Source organism: Pseudomonas sp. RU47, from assembly GCF_004011755.1.
GTDB lineage: Bacteria > Pseudomonadota > Gammaproteobacteria > Pseudomonadales > Pseudomonadaceae > Aquipseudomonas.
Genome location: NZ_CP022411.1, coordinates 1,989,928 through 2,003,026, shown reverse-complemented (window position 1 = coordinate 2,003,026; position 13,099 = coordinate 1,989,928). Strand labels below are relative to the sequence as shown.

General features: G+C 60.8%; 16 protein-coding genes and 1 pseudogene. All 17 read right to left on the bottom strand.

The features are described from left to right. Positions 1 to 84: 84 nt before the first annotated feature. The 17 genes and pseudogenes from CCX46_RS09200 to CCX46_RS09120 all read right to left on the bottom strand — a co-directional run bounded on the left by CCX46_RS09200 (position 85) and on the right by CCX46_RS09120 (position 13,099). Positions 85 to 291: a tail protein X gene (locus tag CCX46_RS09200; protein WP_127926442.1), complete on the bottom strand. Its 207-nt coding sequence runs from the start codon at positions 289 to 291 to the stop codon at positions 85 to 87. Further along, the gene (locus tag CCX46_RS09195) at positions 266 to 1,111 is read right to left on the bottom strand and encodes a phage tail protein (RefSeq protein WP_127926441.1); all 846 of its coding nucleotides are present in this window, start codon (positions 1,109 to 1,111) and stop codon (positions 266 to 268) included. The genes CCX46_RS09200 and CCX46_RS09195 overlap by 26 nt, the downstream gene beginning before the upstream one ends. A 9-nt stretch (positions 1,112 to 1,120) precedes the next feature. Next, a pseudogene (locus tag CCX46_RS09190) lies at positions 1,121 to 3,761 on the bottom strand (phage tail tape measure protein). A 150-nt stretch (positions 3,762 to 3,911) separates the two neighbouring features. Then, positions 3,912 to 4,511, bottom strand: coding sequence for a phage tail assembly protein (locus CCX46_RS31045; protein WP_127926440.1), 600 nt, complete (start codon positions 4,509 to 4,511; stop codon positions 3,912 to 3,914). Between the two features lie 13 nt (positions 4,512 to 4,524). Further along, on the bottom strand, positions 4,525 to 5,028 hold the full coding sequence (locus tag CCX46_RS09180) for a phage major tail tube protein (protein ID WP_102902301.1): 504 nt from the start codon (positions 5,026 to 5,028) through the stop codon (positions 4,525 to 4,527). A gap of 13 nt (positions 5,029 to 5,041) precedes the next feature. Next, positions 5,042 to 6,208: a phage tail sheath subtilisin-like domain-containing protein gene (locus CCX46_RS09175; protein WP_127926439.1), complete on the bottom strand. Its 1,167-nt coding sequence runs from the start codon at positions 6,206 to 6,208 to the stop codon at positions 5,042 to 5,044. Between the two features lie 104 nt (positions 6,209 to 6,312). Then, entirely contained in the window at positions 6,313 to 6,741 is a 429-nt protein-coding gene (locus CCX46_RS09170) for a phage tail assembly chaperone (protein WP_127926438.1), read from the bottom strand. Between the two features lie 2 nt (positions 6,742 to 6,743). Next, positions 6,744 to 8,714, bottom strand: coding sequence for a phage tail protein (locus tag CCX46_RS09165; RefSeq protein WP_127926437.1), 1,971 nt, complete (start codon positions 8,712 to 8,714; stop codon positions 6,744 to 6,746). Continuing rightward, positions 8,707 to 9,315 carry a phage tail protein I gene (locus CCX46_RS09160; protein WP_127926436.1) on the bottom strand — a complete coding sequence of 203 codons (609 nt, stop codon included), beginning with the start codon at positions 9,313 to 9,315 and terminating at the stop codon, positions 8,707 to 8,709. Before CCX46_RS09160 ends, CCX46_RS09165 begins: the two co-directional genes overlap by 8 nt. 1 nt (position 9,316) lies before the next feature. Further along, positions 9,317 to 10,198, bottom strand: a complete 882-nt coding sequence (locus CCX46_RS09155; protein WP_127926435.1) for a baseplate assembly protein — start codon at positions 10,196 to 10,198, stop codon at positions 9,317 to 9,319. Continuing rightward, entirely contained in the window at positions 10,195 to 10,521 is a 327-nt protein-coding gene (locus tag CCX46_RS09150) for a GPW/gp25 family protein (RefSeq protein WP_127926434.1), read from the bottom strand. Before CCX46_RS09150 ends, CCX46_RS09155 begins: the two co-directional genes overlap by 4 nt. 5 nt (positions 10,522 to 10,526) lie before the next feature. Further along, on the bottom strand, positions 10,527 to 10,775 hold the full coding sequence (locus tag CCX46_RS09145; RefSeq protein ID WP_238704389.1) for a hypothetical protein: 249 nt from the start codon (positions 10,773 to 10,775) through the stop codon (positions 10,527 to 10,529). A 52-nt stretch (positions 10,776 to 10,827) separates the two neighbouring features. After that, positions 10,828 to 11,394, bottom strand: coding sequence for a phage baseplate assembly protein V (locus CCX46_RS09140; protein WP_127926433.1), 567 nt, complete (start codon positions 11,392 to 11,394; stop codon positions 10,828 to 10,830). Further along, entirely contained in the window at positions 11,391 to 11,909 is a 519-nt protein-coding gene (locus CCX46_RS09135) for a hypothetical protein (RefSeq protein WP_127926432.1), read from the bottom strand. Before CCX46_RS09135 ends, CCX46_RS09140 begins: the two co-directional genes overlap by 4 nt. Positions 11,910 to 11,913: 4 nt before the next feature. Then, positions 11,914 to 12,570 carry a hypothetical protein gene (locus tag CCX46_RS09130; RefSeq protein WP_127926431.1) on the bottom strand — a complete coding sequence of 219 codons (657 nt, stop codon included), beginning with the start codon at positions 12,568 to 12,570 and terminating at the stop codon, positions 11,914 to 11,916. Next, a complete protein-coding gene (locus CCX46_RS09125; RefSeq protein WP_127926430.1) occupies positions 12,567 to 12,881 on the bottom strand; it encodes a head-tail joining protein in 315 nt (104 codons plus the stop codon). The genes CCX46_RS09130 and CCX46_RS09125 overlap by 4 nt, the downstream gene beginning before the upstream one ends. Continuing rightward, a complete protein-coding gene (locus tag CCX46_RS09120) occupies positions 12,881 to 13,099 on the bottom strand; it encodes a hypothetical protein (protein WP_103305631.1) in 219 nt (72 codons plus the stop codon). The genes CCX46_RS09125 and CCX46_RS09120 overlap by 1 nt, the downstream gene beginning before the upstream one ends.

Below are 13,099 nucleotides of genomic sequence, written 5' to 3'. Positions count from 1 at the left end.
AAAAAACCCGCACAAGGCGGGCCAGAAAAACAAGGTGTCGTTACGCGTAACGCGACGCGGCGCCGGCGAAGGCATTGCCCCAGGTCAATCCCACAAGCTAACGCCTTCATTGGTCGGGCTGGGCAGATCCGGCAGGACGATGATCACGCCCAACCGGAACGGCTGAGGCTCATCGGCCAGCCCCTGATTGGCATCGAGCACGGCCTCGACGCTGCCATTCAGATGGCCGTAAACGTTGCTGCAAATGACATCGAGCATGTCGCCGTCAGACGTCCTGCATGTCGTCGCCATAGCGCTCAAACTCCAGAGTGAAGCCCTGTTTGCGAGCAATCCCGCCGTGCAGCAGCGCGGACTGTTCCTCGTTGATGTTTTTCAGGCACCACGTCCCGATCACCTCGCCATAGCCCGTGGTCAGGGTCAGCGGTTGCAGCCTGGCCCCGATGGAACGCAGCGTGTCGAGCTGCTTTAAACCGCCTTTGAAGCCCGGATAGATGGTGCCCTTGAGCGTCAACTTTTCATCACCCATACCGATGGCCTGCTTCGCCGGCCGGCGCGTCAGCCGCTCCTGCGAAGCCCAGCGGAACTCGGTCGAACGGCTCAGCTCATCAAACGCCGCCGTGTCCAGGTTGAAGTAGTACGGCTCAATTTTCGGGTCGCGCGGCTGAATGATCATCAGATGCGGGAACGGCTTCACCGCCTCCGGCGCCGGCGTGGCCTCCACGGCAAAGGAACTGGTGGGCACGATGTTGGCCAGAGACGGACTGACCTTACCGGCGACGTTGTTGATCGCCGTGGCCGCCTTGCCCGCCTGTTCCTTCAATGTGCCCAGCCGCTCCTGCACTTCTGCCGCCGCCCGGGTGGCGCGGCCGTACACCGCCGCCACCTGACCGACCTTGGCTTGAGCTGCGTCGACGCCGCGCATCACTCGCTGAAGTTTGGCGCCGATTGCCGGGCCAACAAACGGGATGTTCTCCAGCTCGGACGCGGCGCCGGTCAGTTCGCGGATCGCGCCGTTGACCGGGGTCAGCATGCCGTCGGCACTGCGCCGCCCGGTTTCCGCTGCATCCACCAGATACTTCAGACTTGATTGCATCTGCTCCATGTAAGCCATGAAACCTCCTTAGACATGGGGTTCGTCGTACAGCTTGGCGGCGTTACTCCTCGCCGCATCCGCCATCATTCGCTGCATGTGCGGCATGAGATCCTGCGCTAGGCGCTGAGGGTCTTTGACATCTCCCTCTACCGTGACCGGCATGCTCAGCGAATACTCAAACTTTTGATCCACCTTGGCCGGCTCCGGCTTCGCCGCCTCCTTGGGCTGGATGGCCATCGCCGCCGACTTGAGCGGCGCCGTCACTGCCATCGAGCGCGCGACATCCCCCAGCAGCGGGCCTTGCTGCGCCGCTGACGCCATCATGAGCGGCGTGGTCGGCACCGGCACCTTTGCCGTTTGCTCGGGCTTTTCATCCTCACCGCCGAACAGCGACTTACCCAACGACCCGCCCAGCGCCGCACCGCCCTGACTGCCCAGGTAAGCACCGATCATGCCGCCGATCGCGGTGCCGATGATCGGCACAACCGAACCGATGGCGGCGCCTGCTGCTGCACCGGCCATGGTGCCGGCCAAGTTGCCAGCGGCCGAACCGTAACCTTCGGCTTTTTCGTCCTTGGTCTTGGCGTTTTGAAAGGTTTCAAGCGCCATCGCGCCGGACTCCAGCAGCGTGCCGCCAGGAATGACCTTGGCCGCCTTGCCGACCTTACCGACGGTTCCTGCGACGACGCCGAGCTTGGACAATGCCCCGCCAGGAACGGAAGGGACTGATGGCGATGGGATCGAAACAGGTGGCCGCGAAACAGGAACAGGTGGACGAGGCACAGATGGGCGCGGACCTCTCGAACTCGGCAACGATCGGCGCCGCGCGCTGCGCCTTGACCCACGTCCACGGTCGGCGCGATTCGCCCGACGCATCCACACCGCCACCCATAGCGCCGGCATTGACGACGAAAACCTTCTTGACGCCGTCGTTACCTGAACCACTTTCAGCACCAAGGCCACCGCCTGCTGCCGCTTCCTTCACCCGCGAAACAACATCTAGGCCAGTCGCTACCAGATCAAGTTCTCCGGGGTTTTTATTTGGGGCTTCGCTTCCATTCCTGCCACCGCGAGCCCCACGCGCAAGGTTTAGCAGCCCCTTGCTGATCTTGATCGTGTTGAAGATACCTTTTAAGGCGATCAGCCCCGCCCCGACCGTGGCGATACCGGCAACCACCCCGGGCGCGCTATCCGTCAGCGACGTGATGCCTTTAGTAACCTTGGTCAACGACTCGGCCACGGTGTCCGTGACCGGCCGCAAGGCATCGCCGATGCTGCGCATGGCGTCATCCATCGATTGGGCCATCTCCGCCCATTTCTGCGATGACGACTCGCGCCGCTCGGCGAGGTTCTTGTCGAGGATCCCGGTCGCTTCGCGCGAATCGTTTTTGAGCTGGCTGTACAGCGCCTTGTTCTGCATGTAGGCCGACAGCGCTGCCTTGACCTGCATGTCGGCGAACAGATCACCGGTGCGCAGAGATTCTTCCAGCGAGGCCATCATGGCCTTGGCCTTTTCTGGATTGGCTTCCTTGCTGATTTTCGACGTCGCTTCGGCCATGGCCGCCGCGCGCTTTGGATCGGTTGCCTGGATGTATTTCTGAGCCAGCGCCATACTGGTTTCGAGCGTCGACATGCCGTTTTGCAAACCGGTCTGCATCGATCCCTTGTAATCAATCCCGGCTTTTTCGTAAGCCTTGACCGTGTCGGTCGAACCGATTTTGCCCATCCAGTTTTTCAGGTTGTTGGCCGCCTCGTCCGAACTGCCGGCCTGTTTCATTTGCACCTGCAGCATGGCACCCAGTTGGGTCACCGCATCCAAGCCGGTGATGCCGTTGCTGGCCATGTTGGCCAGCAGTTCCGGGAACCACTTGGCCATGTCGGCCGCTTCAAAGCTGCCCGCCTGCCCTTGGTAAGCAATCGCCTCCAGCGCCTGCTGCATCTGCTTGGGGTCGGTGATCTTGGCGTTCTGCCCCAGGGCGTTGATCATTTTGGCCGTGTCGACGCCGCTGGATCCCTGCCCCACGACAAACTTGGCCGCGACAGACGCGTATTCCAGCGCTTTGCTCAAGTCCATGCCGGCGCCGACCAACTGATTGACCACGTCGGCCACATCGTTGCGCGCCATGCCGGTGTCGCGTGAAGTGTCGATGATCTTGCGCGACATCTCCTGCTCTTGCGGCTTGTTGGCAATGCCGGCCTTGATCGCGATGTCACGCACAATCGCGCCAAAATCAGCGCTGACCTTGGCCGGTACCGCCATGGCACCGACACCGACGACCGCAGCACCGACGGCGCCCTTCATGCCCTTTACGCCAGAATCGATCTGCTGATGACCCTTGGCTTTCAGCTCGGCTTTGTTGGCCATCTGCCCCATCGAACGATAGGCTTTTTCCAGCCGGCCGACCTCGACCCCCTGCTTTTTCAGGCTGTCGAGGTTCGAGTTCAAACGGCTGAGTAATTTGGAAGCACCGGCCGCGCCGGTGTCGTGAGCCTTTTTCCATTCTTCGCGCAGGCGGATGGTGTCGCCAATCGTGCGCTGCAGCACGCGCGCTTTGTTGCCTTCAGCCTCAAGGCGCTTGATGCGCCCGGTCACATCCTTGAACGCGGCGCCGACCGTTGAACTGACGGCACCGCCGATCACCAGCCCGAGGGCGAGTTTGTTTGCCATGTCTTGGCCCTCATGTGCCCAGCACTACCGATGGCGGCTCAATCCGTGAGCCACCACACCATATCCGCGAACGGCATCGACTGGATCTCAGCGGCGGAAAATCCGGTTTCCGCCGCCAGACGTTTCGCCGCCGACTTGATAACGCTGGGGTTAAAGCCCGTCGTCGTTGTCCATGCGAAAATAGCCGGCCTGCAAGCGGTTAAAATCCACCAGCTTCAGCCCCTCCAGATCCGCCACACGCGCACCGGACAACGCAGCAAACAACATCAGCTCGCGCTGCTCATCATCGCCACCCACTTCACGGTTGGCCGCCCGTACGTCGCCCACGGTCGGCGAACGCAAGGCCAGCTTGTCGACGGTCACGCCGTTGATTTCACTCGGGCACGAAAGTGTCACCAGCACCTGGTCGGTGGTCAGCGACAACCAAGCCGGCATCGAATCTGAATAATCGGTTTTCGGTACCAGGTGCGAATACGCCGTTTGCACGCGGCGATAATCCGTCAGCTTGAGGCCTTCCAGATCCTTCAGTCCGACTTCGGCCAGACCGGCGAACAGCATCAGTTCGCGTTGTTCGTCGTCGCCGTTGGCGGCACGGTCGGCCGCGCGCACTTCACGCACAGTCGGGTTACGCAGGTTCAACGTCTCGACGTCGACGCTATTGGCTTGGCTTGGACGGGTCAGCGTTACAACAGCGCCGAGCGCACTTAGCGACAGCCAGACCGGCAGGTTTTTAGCGATTACTTGATTCATCTGGATCTATTCCTTACATGCCGAGTGCTTGGCGCACTTCGAGCAGTTGGTCTTTGCCGTCGATCACCTGAATGCCGGCGACCATGTCGATCTCGTACATCAGGCGCCCGTCGATTTCGAGCTTGTAGTACGTGACCGAAACGGCGTGTTTAATCTCGGCCGCATCACCGGCTTTCCAGTCACCGAGATCGACCTCTTTGAGGCGACCGCGCAGAGTGGCAACGACCGCTGTCACCGCGCCCTTTTGGCCCTTGAAGGCACCTCGGAACGTAGCGTTGAACGCCGTGCCGTCAGCCAGGCCGAAGTACTTCAGCGACTCGCGGCGCACGCCCTTGGTGACAAACGAGGCTTCCATTTTTTCAAGCCCCTGATCCATGTCGATGGGGCCGGCCATGCCGCCGCCACGATATTCGTCAGTCTTGGTGGTCAGCTTGGGCAGCGTCAGGCTCGGCACGTCGCCGGAGAAGTTCACGCCGTCGACGAACAGGTTGGTGTTGTACAAAGTCTGAGGAATCATTTGCTACGCCCCCTTAGGCTGCTTCAAGCACTTCGGTCATCCACTGATCGGTGACTTCGAAAAGGAAATTCGGGTTCTCTGCCGGCGGCACGTCGGTGAAACGGATGCGCCAATACACCTTGCCCTGGGCGATCTGGCTGGCCGTGTTCAGTTCGGTGTCGGGGAACACTTCAAAGTTGATGATTGCGCCCTGGGCTTTCAGGTCGCGCATGAACGCATCCAGACCGTTGGTGACATCGGTCACGTAGGTCTTGGTGATCGAGCGGTCAACCGCCCACTTGTGCCCGGCCTGCACCGCGTCCATGAGGATGAACAACGTGCGAACGCGGGTAACGAACGCCCACTTCGGATCGCTCGACAGCGTGCGGTTGCCCCACAGGCGGTAACCGTCGTCGCGAATGATCGTGGTGATATTGGCGTTGTTGAGCAGGTTTGCCCGGCAGGTCTCGTCGCCGTCCAGGTACTCGACCGCGCGGCCGGTGCCGGTGATACCGGTCAATTCCTTGTTCGATGGCGAAGCCCAGAAGCCGTATTCAGCATCCGTCCAGGCAAACAGCCCCGCCGCCCAAGCCGAACCGGGCGCGTCGACGGTCTTGCTGGTGATGGTGTCCCAATACTTGACGCCCGGGTCGACCATGAACAGGTTGCGACTACCGAAGTTCTCGGCGTAGGCCATAGCGGCCTCGTCGGTCGTGCCCGGGCCATCGATGATGCCAATGGCGCGCAGCTTCTGCGCCAAGCTATCGAGCGCCGTGGCCACAGCCTGAGTCGCCGTATGACCCGGCGCGATCAACAACCGCGGTTGGGCGTTGAACAGGCTTTTGCCATCAAGCAGCGCCTGTAAGCCGGTGCGCTGACCCGAGGCCAGAACGCCGCCGATGATCGCCGAGATCTGCATCGCGGGGTCTTCCAGCTTGGCCACGCCGATGGCAACGATCACGGCTTTGGCTTTGACGTAGATCGCCTGACAGGCCTTGGTGATCGCCGAATCGGGGCCAAAGGCAGCGATGGCTTCGCGTTCAGTGGTGATCAACTTCAGTTCGCCGGCTTTCGCCGTGCCGCCGCCGAGCACGCCCGGGGTGAACGTGTCACACAGACCGATAATCGATGACGACGGCAGCGAGATGGTGCGCGCGCCAGTGTCGACCGACGTGGTCGTGACGCCGTGGAAAAAACTCATAAGGGTCAGTCTCCAGAAACGAAAAAGCCCCGCGATGAGCGAGGCTGTGAGGTTGTTGGTGTTACGCGTGACGAAATGAAAAACGCCCCGTCAGTGAGGGGCGTTTAGGTGGTTTGTGCTGCCAGCCAGGTCGGCGCCGGCGGCCGGTGTTCGGCGAGCGGGAATTGATCTCCTTGCGGCCAGTCGCGCAATAGCCGTCGGTAGCCTTGCAGCTCGGTATATTGCTCAGGCGTGATCGAGGTCGACCCGCCTTCCTCAACCTCGTCGCGATGGCGTGAAACCAGAGGGTCAGTAGCCGCCAATTGCCGATCCCGCCAAACACGCTCAGCGGCGGCCAGCACCTCTGCAGTAGGCGCCGGCCGCTCGACAAGGATAGGGCCGCCAAACTCGTCAGCAGCAATGGCCATTCCGGCAGACTGACCTTCCAGAATTGCGCGACGGCGCTCCTCGGAAACCTCAACGCCATCGTCTGGCATGTCGCTATTAATGGTGCCTTCGTAAAAGCCACGCTCAGACGCACTAAAAAAAATCATGATCAGTATCCCCAGGCTCGCCAATAAATGACTGGAATAACAGACGTGGTCGGCCCCGAGTTCGCATTGACCAAAATGCTGTTGAGACTGCCGCCGTTCTTTCGCGCTCCAGCAATAGAAAACTCTGCCGCCCCTGCTTGTGCCGAGTTGGATACCCCGGCCAAAGCCCCTAAAATCGCGTTAGGGAACGCAACGGGAAGGACAATACTCAGCTCCGCATTATCTTGAACAGAGACGGTTCCCCACTGCTCGATCAGCCCCGATGGGTGCCGCTGATAGCCGTTAGCAAAAAGAGCGGCGAGTCCAGATCCGCCAACGGCCAGCCAGTTCACACCCGTTGCGATAAATTCTGACGCAACGCCGTTACCCAGTACCACACTGTTTGAACCCACCTGATTGCCATTTGGCCCAGTAATCGCGCCGTTAATGGACCTGACAGTGCAGACGGTCATTGCTCCCGCCTGAATGTAAATACGACTTCCGAGGGGCAACAGCGTGGCATCAGGCAGCGTGAGAGTGACAGTGGCCCCGCTTGCATAGACGTACTTGCCGACATCGGCGGCCGTCAAAACCGTAGTTGCCGGATAGGCGACATACCCCGCCAAACTGCCCGCCGAGCGCTGCACAAACTCAGTAGTTGCTAGCGCCTTGGTGCTATCGAATTGAGGCCGGGTTGTGAAGCTCTCCCCCGCCATGATGCCGGCAAAACGCAACGCAACAGTGCCACCGCTCAGCCGCCACTGATCTTGCAGCCGAATGAATTCGGCCGTGTCGCCCAAGGCCAGCACCAACGGACCGGCAATACCGCTAGAGGTGTAAACCACATCAGCTCCAGCCCCTACAACTCTCAGGCCGCCAGCACCCGCACAGGCAAGCGTGACAGTAGCGCCCTGCGCGATACCTGCCGTAGGCGGCAAGGTCGCGGTGAGTTGCACGGCACCGGAAAAGCTGTGAAGGCCGCCGACATGTGCAGCCGTAAGCGCCAAATCCGCGCTGCTTGAGGTGAAGCCTGAAAACTCAACCCCGCTGCGCTTCACGAATTCAGCCGTAGCCAGCAACTTGCTGCTGTCAAATTGCGCCGGCGTCGGCGCCGTTGGGTTGCCGACAAAGCTCGGTGAAAACAAACGGGCGAGGCCGTCGGTGACGTCCTTGAACGTCAAGGCCGTGACACCCACTACAATCGCGCCATCTGTCACCAACTGCCAGATTGTGTCGGCCTGAGTAGCACCCACCTCAACCGCCAGCGTCATATTCGGCGTGACCTTGGCATTGCTGTCGGCATCTTTGGCCCGCGTCCAGGCACCAACCGCCACCACGTATGGCCCATTATCCTTCGCAACCGTCTGATTCTTCACCAACACCCGATCGCCGGCGTTCAGCGAAACACCATCCACCACCTGCAAACCGAGCAGAGCAATATTGGCCGTCGTTGCGGCGCGCACAGATTGCTTAATGTCGAGCCTGCTCAACTCATCCAGAAGACGCGAGTCAACATATTCGCGGGTTGCCAGTACCACCGCCGGGTCAATCTTTAACGTGATATTCCCGGCGTTGCTGACCACAAAGTTCATGCGCACGACTTGCGTGCGGCCAGAGCCTTGCGACAGCAGCGGCTTGAAGCTTGGCGCACAGTTGGCCACCGCCACCAGATCGCCGTCCGCATCATAGAGGCCGATTTCGCGGATCCACTTACCTCCCTCATCAGCGGGAATGATCTGCTCAGCGATGATCACCGCCGGATTGACCGGGTCAATCTTCAGTTGGTTGAGCGGCTTTCGGCGCCACTCATTGAGCAGCTTGGTTTGTATGGCCGACGGCACCGGATTGGGCGGATCTGCCAGCCCGTTCGGGTTGGCATCACCCACGCCCATTTCGGTGAGTTTCCAGGGAATGCCAAGCGCGTCGGCGTTCGCCTGCTTGGCCATCCCCACGTTCGTGAGGATCGCAAAAAACTGCGAGTTCGCATCAATCATAATAAACGTCCAGGGTGTCTATAGTGTGTTCGCGGCCGACCACGCCAAAGCTGCCAGTGACCTCAATGTCACGCATGACGGGTGGGTAAACGTCGATTTCGTCGCCGTCGTAGAGGGACACGGCAATGTCCAGATTTCCTTGGGTCTCCAGGCTGATGGCCAGCCCGGTCAGTTGCCGTGTGACGGGTTTGGCATCGTCAATCAGGCGCTCCAGCTCCTGATACATTTCTTCGGTGATGCCGGTATCCAGCACCCCGACCTTCAGCGCGAAGGTGCCCGGCACGCCCGCGGGCACGGTCTGGAACCACTCGACAATCTCGATCAGGTAGCCCAGCGGCTCGACCACCCGGCGCAACGCGCCGATGGTGCCTTTGTGCTTGTGGATGTAGTACGACGCCTTGATGGCCGCGCGCTTGGTCGCCTCAGTCCACCGGTAATCCCAGCGATCCACCGACCATGCCCATGCCAGGTGCGGCAGCAAATGCACCGGGCAGGTTTCAGCGTTGTAGAGGTCGCGCAGAGGGACAATCGTCTTGTCGAAAAACGCGGCCTCCATGGCCCGTTCCAATTGCGTGCTGTTGAGCGGTAGGAGACTTTTCATATCAGCCCGCCAGCCTCACGTTGTAGCTCGTACAGAAAGCCGCTTGCGCCTTGGTCGGGGCCAGATCCTGCCACCCGACCAACTCAACCCGGGCAACGCCGGCAACGTGCAACTGAGCGTCAACAGCCGAGCGGGCGATCTCAACGCCCAGCCGCTTGCGTGGATTGATCCAGGCTGCCAAGCGGCTTTTCGCCTCGGCCAAACTGGCATCCGCTTCAGGGCCAGCGCTGGCCATGTGCAAAATGGCGTCAATCTCGTAACGAATCACCTCTGCGCTCTGCACAGTCACGCGATCACCGACCGGGCGCACGTCATCGTCATTCAACGCAGCGGCCACCGTCGCCAGCAGATCCGGCGCAGCTTCGCCTTCCCCGTCCAGCCCCAGCACCGTTACCGTAACGTAACAAGGCGCCGGACTTTCAGCCGTGGCATCTGCCACCAGCCCCGAGGCGTTACGCGCGTGCAGGATGTAGCTGTTACGCGGTCCGGCCGTGGTCAACCCCTCATAGGCCAACTGGATACGCTCGCGAAACGGGTCGTCGTCTTCCATGACCTTGGGCACCGGTGGCACTGCCAGCAGATCCTCGGCCTGAATGACCAGGCGCTGCAGATTGACGTTTGCGCCCAAGTGGTCGAGGTCGCCGCGAATGGCGTGCGCCAGTAACAGCGCCTTGCCGGCGTCATTGACTCGGGCGCGGTTACCGACCTTGTTGTAAGCCCCGACCTCAAGCACTTTGACAACTGGATCGCTTTCCAGCGCGGCCGTCCAGTTACCGCCCATGTACCCGCGAAACACGCTCAGCCCGTCCTGATAAACCTCTTCAAAATCCAGAGGCTCCAGCACGGTCGGCGCTGGCAGCGACGACAGATCTACGGTACTCATGCGGCCACCTCCAACGTAACGCCGTCGCCCAGGTACTTCCCGACGATTTGCAGATTGATTTGCCCACCAATGACGGAAAGGACACGCACATGGTCGAGCTTCAAACGTGGCTCCCAGCGCCCCAAGGCGCGGGCGACCTCAGCCTGTACGGCGCTTTTCCAGCCCTCGTTAACGGGCAAATCGACAAACCGGCGCAGCTTGCTGCCGTACTCCATGCGGTGCCGGCGACTGCCCAGCGGCGTGCTCAATATGTCGGCAATGGATTGCCGCAGGTGCTCGATGCCGGATATGGGTAGGCCGGTGTGGCGATCCATTCCGATCATCGATGTCACTCCTTGAACGGCTCGTATTCTTCGCTGGCTTTCAGGAACTTGACTGCTTCGATGTCGGAAGCCGGCACCACGACCGTCGCCTTGTCGACCGGGTAGGCACGGTCAGTGCCGGGGACGATCAACAGTCGCGACGTGTAGAGCTTGTCGCGGTATTTCAAGAGTTCGGGCGATGAGAACGGTGAGGATGCAATTGCCAGTTCCGAGGACGCTTGCACCTCGGTGACGGTCGTATCGATCTTGGCCATCTGTTTCTCCAGGCATGAAAAAGCCCGCACTGGGCGGGCTGTCGTGAATGAATTAATGCGTGTGGTGATTACTGTTGCCGGTGGCGTCAATGATCGCGCCGGCGCTGGTGATGCCCTTAGTAACGTGTAACGCACCGTCGATCATCACCGCCGCTTTCAGATTGATGTTGCCGGTAGTCACGCTCACGGCCGCATCGGTCACGACCGCTTCGGTGCTGGCCACTTTGATGGTGACCGTACCGCTCGGGAGCGTGATGCTGTAGCTCTTGGCCTGCCAGTCGTAGACCAGCGACCCGCCATCATCGAAACGCCAGACCTCGACGTGATCGCGATTATCTGGCGGGGGTCCGGCATTGCCATACAGGCCCGGGACAAACGTGCCTTGCGACACGTCACCGCTGGGACTGATCAAACTGCCCTGCTCGCCCAAAGACGGTGCACGCCAGTGCCTGGCCTTGCCCGCTGCAATGCTGTGCCACCGCACCCAAGCGCTGACCCATTCACTGCCATCCGACACGCGACATACCGGCGGTGAAGCGGACAGATCCACCGCGACCACGTAGCAAGCCTTTACCGCCCCCGCGATCATGCGGTCATGCTGGGCGCTCGCGTAACTCACGGCAGATCCTCGGGCTGGAATGGTCCGTCACCCGGCTCAACGTCAAACACCAACGTCCCCGGTGGCTGATCCGGCCAAGGCCAGCAGGTTTCACCGAGGTAGATCTGCTGTGTCCATTCCACGACCCAGACCGTGTAGCCGTCCAGTTCGGGTTTGGTCCAGTCCTGCATGGCCTGAACGAACTCGGCTGGCTCGACCTCTACGCCCCAAGACTGCGCCCGTAGTAGAACGGCCAACTGACCCGCCAAGAACACTGCTTGCTGATGATGGTCGGGCTGAATCGGATCGGTGATCACCCGCGCCTCAAACTTGCAGGCCAAGCAGGTTTCACCCGTCCCCGGATCAACGCCCGGCTCCATTTCTGCCAGTTCCACCAGCACCGCCGGCAAGGCGATGCGATCATCAATGTTGGGCCAGACCGCGACCGTCTGAACGCCCGGCAAATGATCATGAAGGTGTCGTTCGATGGCTCGATACAGCTGCTCAAGACTGAATGGTTCGTCGACTGAATCCATTACGTCATTTCCCCTTCAAGTACTTCTGCACTTCAAAATTGAGTTCCTGCTGCAGGACATGCACCAAATGCTCGTCTGCTTTTCGCACCCAGCTATCGAAGTGCGGTCGGGCTTGCTCCAGCGACACCTTGGCCTTGGCCAGCGGGAAGCGGTTGTCATGTTCGGCAATCCAGCCCGAACTCGCGCCGCCGGCTGCACTGACATCGCTATCGGGGTAATCCGAAGATTTGAAATGCTTGCTGCCGACGCGGATCCAGACATCTGCGCTGCTCCCATAGACTCGCTTGTGGAACGCGCCCTGGAAGCGTCGCCCCGCGACTGACACACCGGATCGGGTTTGCCGTGCCCGGCCTATGCGGCTGGCTTCCATGGCGTTGAGGCCGAACCACAATTTTCCGCTGTTTGCGCCGCCGCTGACCGGGTAGGCCCGCAGACGTTGCCGTACAGCGGCGACCGCAATGCGTTCCTGCCGGCCGACGGCGCGAGCGATGTGGGTGGCAAGCCAGCGCAAGGTTTTATTGATCGCGCGACGCTGGGCATTGGATGCTGCTTTCGGCACCAGGGCGGCAAAGTCCTGAAAGGCTTTCAAGTCTGCCGCCGAGGTTTGCAGCGAGATCATCCCGCCACTGGCTGAAGGTTTGAAATAGCTGCCGACGCTCATGCTTTAGCCCTCAAAAGCAATGCCACCCAGCCTGAACCATCTGGCTCCAGCTTGACCAGATCGTACTGGCCTCCCCCGTCCTGCTTTGCCAGATCTACAACGACCAGTTGCCCCGGCTCAACACCCGCCGCATCGACGACGCGAATCTCAAATTGCGGCTCGCGCAATGCGGTGTTGATCCGCCCCATGCGCGGCTGCAGCCATGGCGCGGAAAAGAAACCGGCGATCTCTCGACCGCCGACCGTTGCCATGTCGCCCAAGCCATCCAACACCAGGGCGTCCATATCGTCGCTCAATTCGCGAAAACCCATCACTCACCGCCGCTGTCGTCGTCCTCATTGGCAACGCCCGATTTCTGGCGCAGCAGTTCTTGGGCTCGGGGGTCCTTGAGCGGAGCGATACGCCCTTCGGCGAGTAACGCTTCCTCAATCCCTTTACTTGGCGGACTGTAAGGCTCGCCCTTCACAACAACGACGCGGCCATCCTGCACGCAACCGTCGATCACCAGAAAATCGGCTTTCTTGGCCAT